This is a genomic window from Helicobacter sp. MIT 03-1616 (assembly GCF_000765685.2).
Lineage (GTDB): Bacteria > Campylobacterota > Campylobacteria > Campylobacterales > Helicobacteraceae > Helicobacter_C > Helicobacter_C typhlonius.
The window spans coordinates 56,170-74,039 of sequence record NZ_JROY02000010.1 but is presented as its reverse complement, the minus strand read 5'-3'; the positions used below and the strand labels follow the sequence as shown (position 1 = coordinate 74,039).

The 17,870-nt window shown below is 40.1% G+C and carries 20 protein-coding genes, 1 tRNA gene and 1 pseudogene; 10 read left to right on the top strand and 12 right to left on the bottom strand.

The features are described 5' to 3' along the window. From LS67_RS09650 to LS67_RS07615, 6 genes and pseudogenes are all read left to right on the top strand, one after another. A pseudogene (locus tag LS67_RS09650) lies at positions 1–633 on the top strand (hypothetical protein); the annotation flags it as partial. Next, positions 630–1,238 (top strand): guanylate kinase, encoded by a 609-nt coding sequence (gene gmk / locus LS67_RS07635; RefSeq protein ID WP_034327808.1) that lies wholly within the window; start codon positions 630–632, stop codon positions 1,236–1,238. The pseudogene LS67_RS09650 and the gene gmk, both read left to right, overlap by 4 nt. A 58-nt stretch (positions 1,239–1,296) precedes the next feature. Then, complete coding sequence (locus LS67_RS07630) at positions 1,297–1,542, top strand: twin-arginine translocase TatA/TatE family subunit (protein WP_034327809.1); 246 nt, start codon at positions 1,297–1,299, stop codon at positions 1,540–1,542. Next, positions 1,542–3,236, top strand: a complete 1,695-nt coding sequence (gene argS / locus LS67_RS07625) for an arginine--tRNA ligase (RefSeq protein ID WP_034327812.1) — start codon at positions 1,542–1,544, stop codon at positions 3,234–3,236. Before LS67_RS07630 ends, argS begins: the two co-directional genes overlap by 1 nt. Beyond that, entirely contained in the window at positions 3,236–3,928 is a 693-nt protein-coding gene (locus LS67_RS07620; RefSeq protein ID WP_034327815.1) for an AzlC family ABC transporter permease, read from the top strand. Before argS ends, LS67_RS07620 begins: the two co-directional genes overlap by 1 nt. A gap of 63 nt (positions 3,929–3,991) precedes the next feature. After that, positions 3,992–4,333 carry a branched-chain amino acid transporter permease gene (locus LS67_RS07615; protein ID WP_034327848.1) on the top strand — a complete coding sequence of 114 codons (342 nt, stop codon included), beginning with the start codon at positions 3,992–3,994 and terminating at the stop codon, positions 4,331–4,333. Between the two features lie 90 nt (positions 4,334–4,423). Here the strand turns inward: LS67_RS07615 and LS67_RS07610 are convergent, their stop codons facing one another. The 3 genes from LS67_RS07610 to flgH all read right to left on the bottom strand — a co-directional run bounded on the left by LS67_RS07610 (position 4,424) and on the right by flgH (position 6,519). Further along, positions 4,424–4,921, bottom strand: coding sequence for a flavodoxin (locus tag LS67_RS07610; protein WP_034327818.1), 498 nt, complete (start codon positions 4,919–4,921; stop codon positions 4,424–4,426). Positions 4,922–5,020: 99 nt separating this feature from the next. Beyond that, the gene (gene pseF, locus LS67_RS07605; protein WP_034327820.1) at positions 5,021–5,707 is read right to left on the bottom strand and encodes a pseudaminic acid cytidylyltransferase; all 687 of its coding nucleotides are present in this window, start codon (positions 5,705–5,707) and stop codon (positions 5,021–5,023) included. 86 nt (positions 5,708–5,793) lie between these two features. Continuing rightward, the gene (gene flgH / locus LS67_RS07600; protein WP_034327822.1) at positions 5,794–6,519 is read right to left on the bottom strand and encodes a flagellar basal body L-ring protein FlgH; all 726 of its coding nucleotides are present in this window, start codon (positions 6,517–6,519) and stop codon (positions 5,794–5,796) included. Positions 6,520–6,705: 186 nt separating this feature from the next. On the opposite strand from flgH, the gene LS67_RS07595 reads away from it, so the two are divergent. From LS67_RS07595 to LS67_RS07580, 4 genes are read left to right on the top strand one after another with little or no spacing between them, the layout of a single operon-like run. Then, the gene (locus tag LS67_RS07595) at positions 6,706–7,686 is read left to right on the top strand and encodes a DMT family transporter (protein WP_034327825.1); all 981 of its coding nucleotides are present in this window, start codon (positions 6,706–6,708) and stop codon (positions 7,684–7,686) included. Then, a complete protein-coding gene (ilvA, locus tag LS67_RS07590) occupies positions 7,670–8,887 on the top strand; it encodes a threonine ammonia-lyase (RefSeq protein WP_034327827.1) in 1,218 nt (405 codons plus the stop codon). Before LS67_RS07595 ends, ilvA begins: the two co-directional genes overlap by 17 nt. Positions 8,888–8,890: 3 nt before the next feature. Next, positions 8,891–10,240, top strand: a complete 1,350-nt coding sequence (locus tag LS67_RS07585) for a glycosyltransferase family 39 protein (protein ID WP_236096374.1) — start codon at positions 8,891–8,893, stop codon at positions 10,238–10,240. Positions 10,241–10,252: 12 nt separating this feature from the next. Beyond that, entirely contained in the window at positions 10,253–10,933 is a 681-nt protein-coding gene (locus LS67_RS07580; protein WP_034327829.1) for a hypothetical protein, read from the top strand. Here the strand turns inward: LS67_RS07580 and LS67_RS10205 are convergent. From LS67_RS10205 to LS67_RS07535, 9 genes are all read right to left on the bottom strand, one after another. Continuing rightward, the gene (locus LS67_RS10205; RefSeq protein ID WP_034327831.1) at positions 10,930–12,303 is read right to left on the bottom strand and encodes a methyl-accepting chemotaxis protein; all 1,374 of its coding nucleotides are present in this window, start codon (positions 12,301–12,303) and stop codon (positions 10,930–10,932) included. The two genes, LS67_RS07580 and LS67_RS10205, sit on opposite strands and share 4 nt — an antisense overlap. A gap of 213 nt (positions 12,304–12,516) precedes the next feature. Continuing rightward, positions 12,517–12,592: transfer RNA gene (locus LS67_RS07570), tRNA-Lys, on the bottom strand. A gap of 95 nt (positions 12,593–12,687) precedes the next feature. Beyond that, positions 12,688–13,677: a beta-ketoacyl-ACP synthase III gene (locus LS67_RS07565; RefSeq protein ID WP_034327833.1), complete on the bottom strand. Its 990-nt coding sequence runs from the start codon at positions 13,675–13,677 to the stop codon at positions 12,688–12,690. A gap of 1 nt (position 13,678) precedes the next feature. Then, complete coding sequence (gene plsX / locus LS67_RS07560; RefSeq protein WP_034327835.1) at positions 13,679–14,677, bottom strand: phosphate acyltransferase PlsX; 999 nt, start codon at positions 14,675–14,677, stop codon at positions 13,679–13,681. Positions 14,678–14,701: 24 nt separating this feature from the next. Continuing rightward, positions 14,702–14,851, bottom strand: coding sequence for a 50S ribosomal protein L32 (rpmF, locus tag LS67_RS07555; RefSeq protein WP_034327838.1), 150 nt, complete (start codon positions 14,849–14,851; stop codon positions 14,702–14,704). 11 nt (positions 14,852–14,862) lie between these two features. Next, a complete protein-coding gene (locus tag LS67_RS07550; RefSeq protein ID WP_034327840.1) occupies positions 14,863–15,243 on the bottom strand; it encodes a hypothetical protein in 381 nt (126 codons plus the stop codon). Further along, the gene (gene ndk / locus LS67_RS07545; RefSeq protein ID WP_034327843.1) at positions 15,244–15,657 is read right to left on the bottom strand and encodes a nucleoside-diphosphate kinase; all 414 of its coding nucleotides are present in this window, start codon (positions 15,655–15,657) and stop codon (positions 15,244–15,246) included. 111 nt (positions 15,658–15,768) lie between these two features. Beyond that, positions 15,769–16,518 carry a hypothetical protein gene (locus LS67_RS07540; RefSeq protein WP_034327844.1) on the bottom strand — a complete coding sequence of 250 codons (750 nt, stop codon included), beginning with the start codon at positions 16,516–16,518 and terminating at the stop codon, positions 15,769–15,771. Beyond that, positions 16,518–17,636, bottom strand: a complete 1,119-nt coding sequence (locus LS67_RS07535; protein ID WP_034327846.1) for an EpsG family protein — start codon at positions 17,634–17,636, stop codon at positions 16,518–16,520. The genes LS67_RS07540 and LS67_RS07535 overlap by 1 nt, the downstream gene beginning before the upstream one ends. Positions 17,637–17,870 lie beyond the last annotated feature (234 nt).

Sequence of the window (17,870 nt, the reverse complement as noted above, 5' to 3'; positions counted from 1 at the left end):
GATATATTAGGCGATGAGGAATTAGGCGCAGATGTGGCAGAGGATTCTATTACAGATGAAGCCACAGCAGAAGATGATAAATCAAGTGAATCTACTGAAGATGTAGATGTAAGTCTTGATGCAAGCTTAGATGAAAGCACGCAAGATGAGGCGGATTTATCTGGAGATGATTTGTTTGATGATGAAGAAAAGCTCTCGCTAGAAGATGATGTGAGTAAATCCGTGTTTGATGAAGAGCAAGTGAGTGAGGTAAGCCAAGCACTTAATGCTCTTGAGGAGCCGAGTATGGGTGGCGGCGATGATGACTTTAGCGCACTCAAAGAGCCTGAAATAGCCCAAGCCTTAGGCGAGGATATACCGGATTTGGGCGAAGATACGCAAGAAATGGACGATGTCCTAGAAAACTCACAAGGCGCGGAAGATTCTATGGATTTAGATTCTGTAGAATCTGCACATATAGAATCTATCTCACAAGATTCACAAGAAACCAGCACTTCCCAAGAATTTGTGAAAAATATTATCGCAAGTTCCGTTCAAAGCAGTATTGCGAATTTGCGTAATGATAATTTGAAATCTATGCTTGATGGGCTTGAGGTAACAATTAATATTAGCTTTAAGGATAAGAGCAAATGAGTAAGGGTGCGGTGCTGATTATCTCGGGTCCTAGCGGTTGTGGTAAAAGCACACTTACAAAGGCTTTAAAAGAATCTGTCCCTGATGTTTATTTTTCTATTTCCACCACCACGCGTAAAAAGCGTGAGGGCGAGATTGAGGGAGTGCATTATCACTTCGTGGATAGGGAGCAGTTCTTGCAAGATATTAAACAAAATGTTTTTTTGGAATGGGCAGAGGTGCATACAAATTTTTATGGCACTTCGCTTAAACCGGTAGAGAAAGCACTAAGCGAGGATAAAATCGTGCTTTTTGATGTTGATGTGCAAGGACATCAAAGCATTAAAGCGCATTTTGGCGATTTTGCAAAGTCTATTTTTATCACCACAAAGACAAAGGAGATTCTAAAAGATAGGCTTGTCGCGCGGGGAAGCGATGATATGCAGATGATTGAATACCGCCTTGAAAAGGCATATAGCGAAATGCAACATTTGCAATATTTTGATTATGTGCTCATTAATGATGATATTGAGAGCGCAAAAGAGGCGATTATCGCTATTGCGCGTTCGCTTAAATACCAGCAAATCGAGCGATTTAGCGAGATAATCCGTAAATGGCAGAGCTAAATCTTATATTTAACTTTGACTTTGGTATAATGTCGCTATTTTTCACAAAGGAGATTCTATGACACCACCCAGCATTACGCAATTAGTCATTATTTTACTCATTGTTGTGCTTCTTTTTGGCGCAAAAAAAATCCCAGAACTTGCTAAAGGCTTAGGCAGCGGGATAAAAAATTTCAAAAAAGCGGTCAAAGATGATGATGAAGAGAGCGCACAAAACGCACAAACCGAGCAAAATCCTACGCAGATTAAACAAACACAAACCGAGCAAAATACCGCAAAAGATACTACCAAGCAAGAGGCTTAATGTATAGCCATATTAAAGCCCTGCTTGCAGGGGTGTGTGATGTAGGATCAAGTGAGGCACAAGTAAATGATAAAAAGAGTAATGAATTGAGCTTTTCTATTGTGCTAGAGAAGCCAAAGAATAAGGATTTAGGACATCTTGCCACGCCACTTGCCTTTAGTCTTGCTAAGATAAAAAGAACAAATCCTATGCTAATTGCTAAAGAATTAGCACAAAGTCTTGCTACTTGCGCAGCGTTTGATAGGGTGGAAGCACAAAATGGTTTTGTGAATCTTAGCCTATCTAGTGCATTTTTGCACGAACAAGCCCAATTATATATGAAAAATACATTAGATTCTCATCAAGTTACAAATATATCACAAAGAGCAAAAAAACAAAGTATTTTACTTGAGTTTGTGAGTGCAAATCCCACGGGTCCGCTTCACATAGGACACGCACGAGGCGCAGTTTATGGCGATGCACTTGTTCGTGTGGGGAGATTCTTGGGCTATGAGATTTACACAGAATACTACATAAACGATGCGGGTGCGCAGATTCAAATGCTTGGGTTATCTATTTTACTCGCCGGGCGCGAACATATCCTTAAAGAGCAGGTTATCTATCCGGAGAGCTACTATAAAGGCGAGTATATTATTGATTTGGCAAAGGAATGCGAAAAGCACTTTGGGCGTGAGATTTTTATATCGTGTGCAAATAGCAAAGATTCAGAATCTGCAGACGATACAGATGTCATCGCGCGTCTTGCAGAGTATGGTAAAAATGCAATGCTTGATGAGATTAAAGCAAATCTTGCGCAAGTTGGTATAACTTTTGATAATTTTGTGAGCGAAAAGGCTCTATATACGCGCTGGAGCAAGACTTTAGAATCTCTCAAAGCCCATAATGGCATATATGAAAATGAGGGCAAGATATGGATTGCCTCCACGCAACAAGGAGATGAGAAAGACCGCGTGATTGTGCGCGAAAATGGTGAGCCAACCTATCTTGCTGGTGATATTATCTATCACGCGGATAAGTTTAGCAGAGGGTTTAAGCACTATATCAATATTTGGGGTGCAGACCATCACGGGTATATTCCGCGCGTGAAGGCGGCGATTCACTTTTTAGGCTATGATGAAACTGCCCTTGAGGTGCTATTATCCCAAATGGTAAGTCTTCTTAAAGGCGGTGAGCCATACAAGATGAGTAAGCGCGCGGGAAATTTTATCCTTATGAAAGATGTGGTTGATGATATTGGCGCGGATGCGTTGCGTTTTATATTTTTGACCAAAAGGGCGGATACTCATCTTGAATTTGATGTCGATGCGCTAAAAAAACAAGATTCGAGCAATCCAATTTATTATATCAATTACGCAAATGCTAGAATCCATACGATTTTTGACAAAGCTGGTGTGTCAATGCAGGATTTGCATATCACGCAGGATAAACTCGAGCTAAATGATGACGCAAAGACACTTTTATTTGAATCTTTATGTCTTCCAAATATTGCAGAGATAAGCTTTCGCGATAGAGAGATTCAAAAAATATGTGAGTATTTAAAGAATCTTGCCGCGAGTTTGCACGGATTCTATAATGCGCATAAGATTTTGCAGACCGAGCAGCAAGATAGTTATCTTTATGTGTTGAAAGTGGTGAGCCACAGCCTCACGCTTGGGCTATCGCTCCTTGGTATCAAAGCACAGACAAGAATGTAATGCCCCCACATATACTCTCTGCTCTCAAAGACGCTTTTCCACACACAATTCCCATTATACTCGGCTATGTTTTTATGGGCGGTGCATTTGGGATTTTGCTTGCTAAGTCCGGCTATGGCGCACTATGGGCGGCAGTAATGGCAATAGTAATTTATGGAGGCACAACGCAATTTATCGCTGTGGGGCTTATGGCGAGTGGGGCTGGGCTATGGGAGAGCTTCCTACTTGTCTCTATGATAAATGCACGACAAATTTTCTATGGTATTAGTATGCTTGAGCGATTTAAGCATATGGGCAAAAAATCCTATTATATGATTTACTCGCTGACTGATGAGACCTTAGCCTTGCTTAATCTCAAAAGTCCAAAGGAGGGTGTGGATAAGCAGTGGTTTGATTTTTTTATCTCATTTTTAAATCAAAGCTATTGGATTGTGGGCTGCACTCTTGGCGCACTGCTAGGAGGAAAACTTCAGTTTGAGCCACAGGGGCTAGATTTTGTGATGAGTGCTATTTTTATTGTAATTTTTATCGAGCAGTGGCGCAACAAATCTATGCGCACATCGGCACTGCTTGGCATTATCATAAGCCTCATAAGTCTTTATATTTTTGGTGCAGAGCAGTTTTTGCTCCCCGCGCTACTTGGTATTTGCATAGCCCTGAGCTTTAAAAGGAGAAGTTTTGAAACTCAATAATTTATGCCTTATTGTATTGAAAGCCCATATTTCAAGTATATTTTGCCGTTTGAGGAGTTTTTTTTGAATCCTGATTTCTTGCACTCAATCGCCATTGTCGCGCTTATTAGCTTCAACACTTTGCTTAGCAGATTCTTGCCTTTTATGCTGTTTGCGAAATCCACCCCGCCTTTTATCATATTTTTGGGCAAAGTTTTACCAAGTGCCATAATTGCTATGTTGATTGTATATTGCCTCAAGGGCGTGGATTTAGCCAATGCACCTTATGGGTTAAATGAGCTTATAGCGGTGGCTGTGGTGGTGTCAATACATTTGTGCTTTAAAATTGCCGTGCTTAGTGTGATTTGTGGGACTATTTGTTATATGTTTCTCGTGCAGAGCAATATTGTGGGGTCGTGGTTGTAGGTAATTATAAAAAGTCTGAATGTTATTGCTGTTTTTTATAATCTTAGCGGACTTTTTAGAATCCGCCACATTTAAAACTAATCAAACAAACTAAGCCAACGCAGTTTTGATAGATTCTATCCATTTGCTTATACGCTCATCGGTGAGTTCTTGTTGATTGCTTTCATCGATGACTAAGCCCACAAATTTACCATTTACCACTGCTTGGCTATCATCAAAGGTATAGCCATCGGTGGCTGTTTGCCCGATGATTTTGCCTTGTTTTGAGGCTTTGTGATAAATCTGTGCTACGCCATTACAAAATGTATCGCCATAGATTTCTTGGTCCCCCACGCCCACGAGTGCGATTGTCTTTCCTGCAAATGCGCCTTCATTTATGTTTGATAAGAAACTATCCCAATCATCTTGTAAATCACCAGAACCATAAGTGGGGGTGGCAAGAATGAGATTGCTAAAAGATTCTAAATCACTTGTTTTGCTTGAAGCTACATCAAAAACCTGTGCGTTGCCAATTTGGTTTGCTATTTTTTGTGCGATTTCCTGTGTTGTGCCACCATCGCTACCATAAAATATACCTATTTTTTGCATATCGTATCCTTTTGATTTTAAGATAAGTTGCGATTGTATTAAAATAAGAATTATTTTTATCTTAAAAATCATATCAAGTGCGATATATTGTGAAAAATATCAACACTCTTTGAATAGCTTATACTTCATCTCCGCTATTTGCCAATCTTCTAGCGTATCAATGTCTTGCGCCGCATTAGCAGGGATAATCTCCACACAAGAATGCGGAGCAAAAATTGGCAGTTGCGCCCTCCACGCGCCCGCGTGTCCCCAATAAAATTGCCCAGCATCGTGATAGAGCGGGTCTAAATCCTGTGAGCGTGTGAGATAATGTGCGGGAAAAATCATTTCTAATGCGTTATTTTTGATATAAAAACTGCGGTGAGGATTGTATTCATAGCTTACTGCGCAAAAACTAAAGCATTTTGTAGAATCTGCAAGTAAAGATTCTAAAGCATTTTGGATTGTTTGTGCGCGTAAAAGTGGAGCGGTGGGGTAAATCACGCATAGCAAATCGCGCTCACTTAGGCAAAGCATATCTACCGCGTGGGCGGCGACTGCGGCGGTGGGCGTGAAATCATCGCTTAGGTGTTTTGGGCGCATAAATGGCACATTCGCGCCAAAGCTTTGAGCGATAGTGGCGATTTCTTTGGAATCTGTGCTAACTATGACTTCATCAAAAAGCTTGGATTGCAAGGCGGTGCAAATAGGATAGGCGATGATAGGTTTCCCGCAAAATGGCTTGATATTTTTGTGTGGGATTCGTTTGCTTCCGCCACGCGCTGGGATAAGGGCGATTTTTTTCATCTCTTTTTACCTTTTTGTGATTCCTTGGAGGATTTGATAAATCCTCCAAATCTTAAGATTCATACATTCTATGAATCTTAAGAAGTTTAGAAAGGATACAAGGATTCTATGCCATCACTCACAGGCTTTTTGCGATTTGTATCACTGATTGGTCCTAATGATGTGTAGGCGATTTTTGCATTGGCGATGTGTTTGCTCTGCACGACATTGTCCTTATTAATATCAAACGAGCGCACCACGCCGCTAAGCTCTAGAATCTGCTTCTCGCCATCGACAAGCACCTCACGTCGCCCGTGTATAAAGTAAGTATTGTTATCAAGCACCTTGATAATACGCGCTGTGAGCGTGGCATTGAGGGCTTCATTACGCGTTTGTGTCCCACCACCCTGAAAATTTGAGGTATTGTTTGCTTTTGTAAGATTGTAGGCGGCTTGGTCATTTAGCTCTTGTATTAATTGCTTATGCTCCTCGTCATTGCCTGTGTATTCGATTGATGGAGGTGTTACATTTCCTCCACTTGCTCCGTTGTAGTTTTTATTTGTTGTAAAATTCGCATTTGCTGTTTCGGCTATAACCACCGTGATAAGGTCATCTGGTTTCATCGCACGTCTATCGGAGAAGAGTGGTCTGTCCCCACTACCAAAGAGACTTCCCGCACGTGGTAATTCTGGTATATCATTATCCGCAGATTCTCTTTCTTCTACCCATTCTGGCGCATTAAAATCAATATTTGCCTCAAAGCCAAAGCCTTGATGAGAGAATACTATGGAGAGTATGAATGCTCCAAGCACATATATGCCCTTTTCACGCATTGAAAGTCCTTTATGTGAATCTTTAAGGAGTGTTAAAGCAAAGGGTATTCCATAAGTTTTTATTTACGACACAAGCTCTATATAGCAACAACAAATGTGTGCGGAGTAGCACTTGCGGGGCTGTTGGTATAAAAATAATTAACTTAGGCTACAATATCACTTTGCTTCTTAGCATAGGAGGTATGAATGCAGCAAAACATCTCACGCGGTATTCTTGCTATGCTTTTATCCTCATTCTTGTTTGCACTAATGAGTGCGGAGGCGAAATTTTTAAGCCTCTCCTTGCCTCCTATGGAGGTGGCATTTTTTCGCGCCTTTGCTATGGTAGTTTTTCTCCTGCCAATATTTTTTAGCCAACCCTTTAAAAGCCCAAATCATAAAAAAGGTGGTTTTATCTTTCTATTCTCTCGTGCTTTTGCTGGGGGATTAAGCTTTGTCGTGCTTTTTTATAATATCGCTACAATTTCCCTTGGCACAGCAACCGCTTTTAGCCAAAGCGTGCCTTTGTATATTGTGCTACTTTCATTCCTTTTTCTTAAAGAAAAATATAGCCTTGGTGTAGTGTGTTCTACAATCATAGGATTTGTTGGGATTTTACTTATCTGCGACCCGCATTTGGAGGGCTTAGATGCGATTAATATCATCTTTGGTATCATCAATGGGCTTTCTATGGCGATAGCATTTTTGAATCTACGCGCCTTAAAGGATTATTTCAATTCTTGGGTGGCTATATTTTCCACAGGCGTGGCAATGAGTGCTATTGCTTTAATTGTGAGTTTTTTAGGTATTCCACATTTTAGTGAATCTTGGCTTATCCCGCAAGGTTGGCAATGGCTACATATCTTTCTGTTAGGGCTTTTTGGCACTTTAGGACAGCATTTTCTCACATATGCGTATATGCAAGCCCCCGCTGGGATAGTCTCGCCTATTGATTATTCGCGCTTGGTGTTTAGTGTAGCCCTTGGTGTTATGCTAGGCGATAGTATGCCACATTTGGTTACAAGCCTTGGCATAGTGCTTATTATCCTCTCTGGCATTGGCGTGGGGCTACCTATATTTATTGCCGATATGAGAGCATACAAAAGCACTTCAAGTTCTCTTAACACAAAGGAGGATAGAATCAAAAAATCTCAAAACAACAAGGATAAAGATGACAAATATCTATGACAAAGCAAAGATTGCCCAAAAACGTTTAGAACATATTGTTATGCCCTCCACACTAGGTTATGCACCGGTGCTTTCTCGTATTGCTGGGGCAGAGATTTATCTCAAAAAAGAGAATCTTCAGCTCACAGGGGCGTTTAAGATTCGTGGTGCATTTAATAAAATCGCCTCTTTGGTGGAGAATTCCACACAGATAAATGGCGTTATCGCAGCGAGTGCTGGGAATCACGCGCAGGGTGTAGCCTATGCAGCAAAGCATTTTAATCTAAGGGCTGTGATTGTGATGCCCGAAGCCACACCCTTGCTTAAGGTAAGCGCGACAAAGGATTTAGGGGCTGAAGTGGTGCTAAGCGGGGATAATTATGATGAGGCATATGCTAAAGCCTTAGAAATTGCAAAAGCACAGAATCTCGTATTTATTCACCCCTTTGCCGATGATGAGGTAATTGCTGGGCAGGGTAGTGTCGCGCTGGAAATGATACAAGAGCGCAAGGATATAGATGTTGTGGTCGTTCCTATTGGGGGCGGGGGATTGATTGGCGGGATTGGGAGCGTATATAAGCAGCTCTGCTCAAATGTGCGTGTTATTGGCGTGGTGGCGAGTGGGGCTGATGCGATGAAAAAGTCATTCGAACAAAATACGATTGTAAAGGCAGATTCTGTGCGCACTATTGCTGATGGAATCGCTGTACGTGATGTCAATGAGCATAATTTTGCACTTTTAAAGCAATGTGTTGATGAGATTGTGAGTGTCGATGATGAGGAGATTGCCAATGCTATTTTATTTTTGCTTGAAAAGCAAAAGCTTGTTGTCGAGGGTGCGGGGGCAGCGAGTGTGGCGAGTGTGTTGCATAAGAAATTTAAAATTGGCGCAAATGAGAAAATCGCCCTTGTGCTAAGCGGCGGGAATATCGACATTACTATGCTTAGTGTGATTATTGAAAAGGGCTTGTTGAAATCAAATCGCAAGATGAAACTTAAAGTGGTGCTTGTTGATAAGCCCGGTAGTTTGCAAGGGCTTACAAATATCCTTACCTCTGTGGGTGCAAATATTGTGCAGGTGGAGTATGATAGGACTTCTGTAATGCTTAAATATGGAGATGCACTTATCACTCTCGCACTTGAGACAAAAGGTGAGGAGCATAAAGCCCTCATACGCGAGAAGCTTAAAGCCAATCATTATGCCTTTAGTGAGATTAGCTAAACAATGCCAAACTCTATATTCTCTCAAGATTCTAATCTACGCACAAATATATTCTTTTGTGTGATTTTATGTGTAAATTTATGTCTTTTACTCTTTGCTATTGGGGGTATGAGTATCCACTATAAAGAAGCCGCTGGGGTGTTTTACTCTAATGATTTTGTATTTGTTATCGCGCGTTATTGTATTTCGCTTTTTGGGCAAAATGACTACGCTTTGCGCGCACCATTTATGCTAATACACGCGTGTAATATGTTTTTGTTGTATAGAATCTCTCGAATCTATCTTAAAAAACCCTCCGATGCGTTGGTAGTCGTGTTGATTTATGCGCTTTTGCCCGGCGTGATGTTTAGTGCGCTTTTTGTGATAAAGAGCGGATTCATTATTTTTGTAACACTTTTATGTTGCTATTATCAGCTTAAAACACAAAAAATGCCCTACATTGTAATGCTTCTTGCCCTTTTTCTCGATGGCAGTTTTGCAATTTTGTTTTTTGCTCTCTTTTTCTTTGCACTCAAAACCAAAAATGTGCTTGGAATGTTTGTCTCGCTTTTGTTTTTCGCGCTGAATCTCCACTTTCTAGGGCTAGATATTTCGGGCATTCCTCGCAATCATTTTATGTCAAATCTCGGTCAAATGGCACTCTTTTTCTCGCCACTTTTGCTCGTGTATTATTGCTACACGCTTTTTAACGCACTCAAAAAGCAGACAAATATTCTCGTAGATATTGGCGCAACTTCTATGTTTTTTGTTATGTTGCTTTCCATTAGGCAGGAGGTGGATTTAGAAAATCTATTTCCTATGAGTGTAGTAGCACTCCCTGTAGCGGTGAAGCAGTTTTTTTCTGATATGAGAATCCGCCTTAGCCCATTTCGGGCAAACTATGTATGGCGATTTGTCGTGATTTTGACTTTTCTTTGCGCACAAAGCTTTGTGCTTTATTACAATAAGATTCTATATTTATTTGGCACGGAAAATCACTTTGCGAGTTCGCGCTATATTAGCAAAGAACTTGCTCACGCTCTGCACGATATGGGGATTAGTGCCATTGGTGTGGGGAGCGATAAACTCGCGTTGCCTTTAAGATTCTATGGCATAGAACAAGCCCAAAAGCCTTATTTATTACCAATGCAGAATCTCAACGAGCATTATGAAAACGAGATTCCAATCATTTATCTAGGTAAAAAGATCGCCTCATTTGTGGTGTTACCCTCCAAGCAAAGTTCTCCTATGACGACTACCCAAGCGCGACTAAAGCAAAAGAGTAAAGATTCTAAAAAGCTTAAGGCAAAGAAACTCGCTGATGAAGTGGATTCTACACAGAGTCTAGACACTCCTGTCAATCTTTTGCCATAGGGTTATAGGGTTATGAAGATTTTTGAATATATGATTGCCCTAAGCCTTGTGGCTATACTTTTTGCATTGTCGCCAAAACCGCATAATCACTCGTTAGAAATCGCCCATATCACGTTCCTTTCACATCTTAGAATCTTGCAACTTACCGCTTTGAGCGATGATAGTGCATTTTTGCAGGGTGCAGATACGCGCGATATGCTTATCTCTTACCCCTCGTTGAATGCAAGCTCCCTCCTCACGCATCACCATAATGCGATGTGGCAGGTGCAATTTCATTTGGGCAAAATCTATACTACACATAGTTACAGCCTCTATATTGATACGCCGCGTAACGCCACGAGCACACATTTTGACGCGCGTCCTATGGCGGGGGATATTATCCTTAAAAATATGGATAGGAAGTGTTTGAGTGCGTATAATAATACCAACACCGCACAGGAATGCAAGGATAATGCTTTGCCCCTCGTGCGCTTGGGTGAATATTTTGGGGTGGAGCATATGCTTTTAGAATCTGATAGTTTTTGCAAGGAAAGGCAGGGTGCAAGGATATATTTTGATAGGTATGGAGTGCCTTATTGTGGGGATATACCCACACCTTTGCAATCGCCCTTTAAAATCACACTACTTAAAGGAGGTGTGGCAAAAACATTATGTATTTTGCCACAAAGTGGGTTCATCACAAGCAAATGCTAGTGTGTGTCTAGGTTTTTCATAAATTCTTGGCTATGTTTTTCCAATGCAGTGAGGTTGTCAATAATAGTCTGTGAATTTTGCGTGGTAATTGTCTGGCTTAAAAGTGCGGTGGCATCTTGCACACAATCACTCATATCTTTTTGCAATATCTTAAGTGAATTGATGTCAATTTTTAATGCGTTAAGATTCTCTTCTTGTGATAAAAGCTTACCTGTGGGCAGAGTATTATGAAAATCAAGCATTTCTTTGCCTAGATTAAAGCTAAGATATACGCTTGATTTATACACGATGTGTTCGAGTTTGCTTATACTTAGTAAAAGTCGTTTGGTAAGCTGTGAAAATGCTATGAATAGATTCTCTGTGCTTTGTCCCATTGTGCTAAACACACCACCAAAATGCTCGGTGCGCTCGTGATTTTGCGCCGCTATCCCTTCGATTTTTACTGAACTTTGCGTGATTTGCTCGATTTCTTGTTGCATTGTTTGGATAACAATAGATATATCATTTGTCGCCTTGTGTGTGCGTTCAGCTAGTTTTCTTACCTCATCAGCCACCACAGCAAAGCCTCGCCCGTGCTCTCCTGCTCTTGCTGCTTCAATAGCGGCATTAAGTGCTAAGAGATTTGTTTGCTCTGCAATATCTGTGATGATACCAAGCACCTCGCTAATATCACGCGATTTTGCAGCAAAATTATCGATAATAGTGCTATTTTCAGTGATAAGTTCGTTGAGTTCGTTAATGGAGCTTGTGATAGAGGACACATCTTCCTTAGAGTTTGCGGAGAGTGTTTTCATATTTTCAACATTCGCATCGACTTGCTTCATATATTCCATATCATTTTCTAAATCCACGCTAATAGTCGTCAAGTCCGCATTTTGATTGCCTAAACTCATATCCATAAGCGACTTTGCAAGGGCATTTTTGACATTATCTTTCGCGTTTTGCTCTATGCTAGTGAGAGCTTCATTAATGGCTTGAATGTTACTCGCAAAAGACCCATTAAGTCCCTGCGCGAGTGCCTTACGATAGAATCTCCCCTCCTGTGTGCAATTAATAGACGCGCTAATCTCACGCATAAAAGCTTCGAGATTATCAATGAGAATATTGATATTGTTTGCGAGTTCGTGCAGATCTTTATCGACATTGATATGGAGCATACGTTTTTCAAACTTGCCGTCTCGATAGCATTTTGATATATTAATTACCCTTCTTATGAATTTTGCTCTTTGTGCAAATTTATAATAACCAAGCAGGGCAAAAACAATAATACACACATAGCAGATACTGTGCCAACTGAAGCCATAAAATATTGCATCTAAAACAATTCCAATCAAACTAAAAGCTACCACAAGTGCAGTCATTAATTTCATCGTCTCAAGCCTTACAATGTTTTACGGGATTTTATCTTTTTTTGGCTTAACCTAAAGGCACAATTGCAAAACACAACCTTATTTTTTTGTATTTTGATGAGGGAATTACAAGATTCTAAAAATTTTTAAGATGAGGCGCAAGATGCAACACAAGTCTTTAGAAATATATAATCCAAAATACGAGAAACAAAGTGCAAATTTTAAGCTTGGAAGTGGTGGACGCGCAGAGGATCGAACTCTGGACCCACTGATTAAGAGTCAGTTGCTCTACCAGCTGAGCTACGCGTCCTTACATCCTACAAGCCTGTTACAAAATCACAAGACTTATAGGAAGCGGTATTATACTTTGTGAAATTTTAGTTTTTGCTTTAAGCGCACGAGATTCTATGAATCTCCGCCAAAATGCACAAGCGCAGAACCCCAAGTGAGTCCGCCGCCAAAAGCGTCAAGGAGCATCAAATCGCCATATTTGAGCCTTTTTTCCTCATATACGTCATTCATTGCCATAGGAATAGAAGCGGCTGAAGTGTTGCCATATTTATGCACACTAATAACGATTTGTTCCGGAGTGAAATTAAGATTCTCGCCCACGGCATTGATGATGCGCAAATTGGCTTGATGAGGGATAAAAAATGATACATCTTTGGGTGCGACTTTATTTTTTTCTAGAATCCCCTCGACATCAGCCACAAGCGTTTTTACCGCTATTTTAAAAGTCTCATTACCTTTCATTTGCACATAGGAGGGCACATATTGTGTTTCGTGTCCAAAAGAAGTGTGAGTGCGTGGCACACAGAGAAAATCTTGGTATCTGCCATTTGCTCCAAGATGTACATCTACGATTGAGGCACTTTTGTCTTCTGTGGTGCCTATCACACAAGCTCCCGCACCATCACCAAAAAGCACACAAGTGCTTCTATCTGTGAAATCAAGCACAGAGCTTAGTTTCTCTACGCCAATGATAAGAATCTGCCTGAAAGTACCAGATTCTATAAATGATTTTGCAATATTGAGGAGATAGATAAAGCCACTGCACGCCGCACTGATGTCAAAAGCGGGTTTGTTTTCAATGCCGAGCTTATAGGAAGTGATACACGCGGTGCTAGGCATAGCGAGATAGTCGGGGGTAAGTGTGGCGATAATTACCGCGTCAATATCTTGCGGAGTAACCTTTGCGCGCTCCATAGCAAGCTTACCAGCCTCATAGGCTAAATCGCTTGCGTGCTGAGTGTTTGTAGCAAAATGACGTGTCCTGATACCTGTGCGTTTGGTAATCCATTCATCACTTGTATCGATGATTTTTTCAAAATCCGCATTGCTTACACAAGTGGATGGAACATAGGAAGCGATTGATTTGAGTGAGGCATATAGCATTCTAGTCCTTGTTTTCTATTTTTTGCGCGAAAGTCGCAGTGAGCTTCGTGCAAATATCGGATTCTATGGCGTGCAGGGCTTGATAAATGGCGCATTCAATTGCACGTGCATTTGAGCTGCCGTGGCTGATAATCACCACCTTTTGTACACCGAGCAGGGGTGCACCGCCATACTCGTTATGGTCCATTTTTTTCTTTAATCTTTTAAAGACACCACCCAAAAAGAGCGCACCAAACATTGAACAAATGCAGGATTTAATCTCTTTTTTGAGCACAGATGAAATAGCGGTAGCAACGCCTTCACTCGCCTTTAGGACGAGATTCCCGCTAAATCCATCGCACACAACCACATCAACACTGCCATTGAAAATGTCGCGCCCCTCGACATTGCCCTTAAAAAATGAAAAATCTTTGAGAAGCTTAAATGTTGCCTTGGTAAGATCATTGCCCTTATTATCTTCTTCGCCATTTGATAGAAGCCCAACACGTGGATTCTCAAAGCCTACCACATTTTTTGCATATTCATAGCCCATAATCGCAAAATCAACAAGATATTCGGGTTTGCAGTCTGTATTTGCCCCCGCGTCAAGAATGATACTCGGTTTATCGGTGATATTTGGCATAGTTGTGCAGATTGCTGGACGAGATACGCCTTTAATGCGCCCGATTTTAAGGGTGGCTAGACTCATTGTTGCGCCACTATGCCCGGGTGATACGAGCGCATTCACCTCGTCATCTTTTAGTATTTGGATTGCTTTAAAAATTGAAGATTCTGGGCGTTTAGCTGCACTTGAAGCAGATTCTTCCATACGAATATAATCTGTGCAATGTAAGATTTCAACACGGGAGGCAAGATTTTTGGGGATAAGCGGGGTGATTTGAGATTCATCGCCAACAATTACGGCAGTAAAGTCGCGAGTTTTTAATGCCTGTAAGACTCCCTCGACAATGGGAGCTACCCCATTGTCTGCGCCCATAACATCAATAGCTATCTTTAGCATAAATGCTCCTCAAGAATCTTAAGATTATTTGTAGCTGCCTGTAAATTTGCTAATGTGGTGAGGCATTTTCCAGCTGCCGTCTTTATCCTTAATAGGTTTTGCAAGAGCTATTTTGTAGTGTGTGCGCCTTTTCGCCGCCCTTGTTTTGCTCACGCGTCTCTTAGGAACTGCCATATTTTCTCCTTTTAGTTGTCTTTGGTGTGATAATCACTTCGTAAAGATGTCATTTCACTCTCTAAAATATAATGTAAATCTACAAAGCCATCAAAAAATTCAATAACTTCAAAGCTATCAAAGCTTTTGCTTTGGCTTTGTGAATCCCAGATGCCATCTGAAATATACAAAACCAAAGGATAATCAATCTCTTTCACATATGTTTCACCACTACTATCGCATATAAGCTCAATTTCCCCAAAGACTTTGGCGTCTAAATATAAGATTTTCGAATCTACGCGCTTTATATGCCCTTTAAGCGTGATATGCTCTGCAACCAGCTCACCCTCGCTATTAAGGGTAAGTTCAATGTCTTTAGGTGTATGAGAAAATTTTCTCATTGCGATTTTCAATTAGCAAATCTCCCGCGCACTAAAGAAAAAGGCAATTTCATTTTTTGCATTCTCAAGGCTATCGCTGCCGTGAACTGCATTTGCGTCAATACTTTCTGCAAAATCAGCGCGAATAGTGCCTTTTGCGGCTTCTTTTGGGTTTGTTGCACCCATAAGCTCACGATTTTTGCTCACGGCATTGTCGCCTTCAAGCACCATTACCACCACAGGTCCGCTTATCATAAAATCCACCAAATCCTTAAAGAAAGGTCTGTCTTTATGAATGGCATAAAAACTTTGCGCATCAGCGCGTGAAAGTTGCAATTTTTTTGCTGTGGCAATGCGGAGGTTGTTGCTTTCAAAGCGATCAATAATCTTACCAATCACCCCTTTTTTGACGGCATCAGGCTTAATAATTGAAAGGGTTTGTTCCATAACGTTTCCTTTTGATAGATTTCAATGCTTAAAAACTGCGGATTATATCCAAAGAAAACTTAATATAAAATCCACAGACAAATTTTCTCTATGAAATGTGGTGAGGTGGGTTTATGAGCTTTGTTTGAGTTTTCTCCTAAGTTTCACAAAACTTTCAACACCAAAAATGACAAAGATGCTTATCATCACTGAAGCTATAAGCATAAAAATCCATATCTTTTTGCTATTTAGGCTTTGATGAGACTTTATTACTTCTGTGGAGCGGATAGCGTAACCTTTCTCGGAAGCTATTCTGTTCTTATCAAGATAGATATAATGTTTGTTTATGGGGCGGTTTTTGTGTGTGTCAAATGGAAGGCTATTATCAAGAGTTTCAAAAAAGCCATTTTGTATAATAAGCTGGGCATAGTGCTTCATATCATTTTCAAGGGTGGGTAGAAGTGTTTTGATATTTAGCAATGTGAGTTGAGTGATAGGGTGCTCATTGAGTGTGTTTAGAATTTCTGCTAATGGGTTAGTATCGGCATAAGAAATCATATAAACATCAAACAAACCCCCTTGAGCATAGAGACGAAAATCTGTAATTATATCTTCATTAAAGAAGTGTTGCAGGGTATTTTGAATAATGTCTTTTGATAAAGAAAGCTCCCTATATTTTTGCACTTTGAAAAAAGACATTTGTGGTTCTATGGATTGTATCGGGCTGTCAAAAGGTGTGGTATTTTGAGGAGAGTTTTTTTGCATATGCACCAAAACACTTCCCAAAATCATACATACAACTAGGGTTATGCCAAAAAGCCATTTGCGTTTTTTAAAAACCAAAATAAGTCTTATTTGGTCGTAATTAGACAGGATTCTCATCAAAAACCTCCTTGTAAAAAATAATAAAATGGGTAGAAATGTGCTATATCAAAAGAATGAAATAGCTCAAGTGCTTGTGTTTGTGGGTTATCACTCGAAGTAAGATAATTGAAACAAAGCTTTAAAAAATAAGGAAAGAAAAATAAAAGAGCAAGTTTATAAAAGCGTCTCAAAATAACAAATACAATAAAATAAAAGCACATTATACACACAAGACTTACAATGCGGTGTGGAACAATATTGGTCATATAAATGCCAAAGCTTACTAAAATAAGAGTCTTGTATTTATAGGTAAGTTTATCGTGGGGGGTAATGATAAAAAGACAGAAAATTACACAGCACATTAGTATGACTTTGATAATGGGTATGTATTTAAGTGTAAGCGGATCGTAGCCGTGCGCACTCACATAGTAAGTAAAATAAGAGGCAAGTTTGGAGGGGAGAAATATATCCAAAAATGGTGCAAGCTCACGCAAAAGGGAGTTGGTAAATATAGAATCTCCAACAAAAACTACAAAAAATGTGAGGGCGATACAAAGGCTTAGCTTAGGAAAATAATATAAGGTGTAAAAAAGGACAATAATAAGGATTGAGCTTAAATGAAAGCCAATAGCACACGCAAAAAATAATATTTTGAATCTTTTTGTATGTGCGAAAAATCCAAAGAGCAAAAAGATAGAAGCAAAACATTGGCGTGTGAGTCCTAGAGATTCTAAAAATATACCTATAAAGCACGCAAAGGCAATAAGAGCGGCTTTTTGATGAGGTTTAACCCATTTTGTGCCATAATATTCACACCATATATAAAAGAGTGAAGTTGCGCCTAAGGCAGTGAAAAAGAGGAGATATTGTGGTATGAGTTTTGGTAAAAAAAGTGATAAAAGCTTATAAAAAAGCGGCAATCCTATCTCAAAACCCCCACCCCATACAAACATAGCTCCGCTAATGTTATCGTATATATCAAGGTAGTTTTGATAGTATCGTGAGAAATCATCATCAAAATCTGTGGCGATATTAAAATAGAGGCGACTTGAATAAATCACAGCGATATTAAATACAAGTGTGAGAGAGAGCAAGATTCTATAATGGGTATTTATAGTGGCGGAAAGTCCCACCATTATAAATACACAAACTATATAGGCATAAAATGGGCTAAATGGCGTGATAATAAGCGGAAAAAGATAAAGCCACGAGAGATAAGATTGTGTATAAACATTACAATGAGGTGAGTGATGAAAATTTTGAGCGGAGCTTATGTAAGAAGATTTAGATTCTACCCCCCCCTATGTGCTAAAAGCTGTCTTAAAAAAATCATTATTATCCTTTGAAACAAAAGAGTGGATTATAAATAA

Coding starts and splice junctions, on each gene's coding strand:
- ilvA (WP_034327827.1), top strand. CDS start 7,670: ATGACAAATATCTATGACAAAGCAAAGATTGCCCAAAAACGTTTAGAA.
- rpmF (WP_034327838.1), bottom strand. CDS start 14,851: ATGGCAGTTCCTAAGAGACGCGTGAGCAAAACAAGGGCGGCGAAAAGG.
- LS67_RS07610 (WP_034327818.1), bottom strand. CDS start 4,921: ATGCAAAAAATAGGTATATTTTATGGTAGCGATGGTGGCACAACACAG.
- pseF (WP_034327820.1), bottom strand. CDS start 5,707: ATGAAAAAAATCGCCCTTATCCCAGCGCGTGGCGGAAGCAAACGAATC.
- LS67_RS07535 (WP_034327846.1), bottom strand. CDS start 17,636: ATGGTGGGACTTTCCGCCACTATAAATACCCATTATAGAATCTTGCTC.
- LS67_RS07540 (WP_034327844.1), bottom strand. CDS start 16,518: ATGAGAATCCTGTCTAATTACGACCAAATAAGACTTATTTTGGTTTTT.
- LS67_RS07565 (WP_034327833.1), bottom strand. CDS start 13,677: ATGCTATATGCCTCACTCAAATCAATCGCTTCCTATGTTCCATCCACT.
- gmk (WP_034327808.1), top strand. CDS start 630: ATGAGTAAGGGTGCGGTGCTGATTATCTCGGGTCCTAGCGGTTGTGGT.
- LS67_RS07595 (WP_034327825.1), top strand. CDS start 6,706: ATGCAGCAAAACATCTCACGCGGTATTCTTGCTATGCTTTTATCCTCA.
- ndk (WP_034327843.1), bottom strand. CDS start 15,657: ATGGAACAAACCCTTTCAATTATTAAGCCTGATGCCGTCAAAAAAGGG.
- LS67_RS07585 (WP_236096374.1), top strand. CDS start 8,891: ATGCCAAACTCTATATTCTCTCAAGATTCTAATCTACGCACAAATATA.
- LS67_RS10205 (WP_034327831.1), bottom strand. CDS start 12,303: ATGAAATTAATGACTGCACTTGTGGTAGCTTTTAGTTTGATTGGAATT.
- plsX (WP_034327835.1), bottom strand. CDS start 14,677: ATGCTAAAGATAGCTATTGATGTTATGGGCGCAGACAATGGGGTAGCT.
- LS67_RS07580 (WP_034327829.1), top strand. CDS start 10,253: ATGAAGATTTTTGAATATATGATTGCCCTAAGCCTTGTGGCTATACTT.
- flgH (WP_034327822.1), bottom strand. CDS start 6,519: ATGCGTGAAAAGGGCATATATGTGCTTGGAGCATTCATACTCTCCATA.
- argS (WP_034327812.1), top strand. CDS start 1,542: ATGTATAGCCATATTAAAGCCCTGCTTGCAGGGGTGTGTGATGTAGGA.
- LS67_RS07630 (WP_034327809.1), top strand. CDS start 1,297: ATGACACCACCCAGCATTACGCAATTAGTCATTATTTTACTCATTGTT.
- LS67_RS07620 (WP_034327815.1), top strand. CDS start 3,236: ATGCCCCCACATATACTCTCTGCTCTCAAAGACGCTTTTCCACACACA.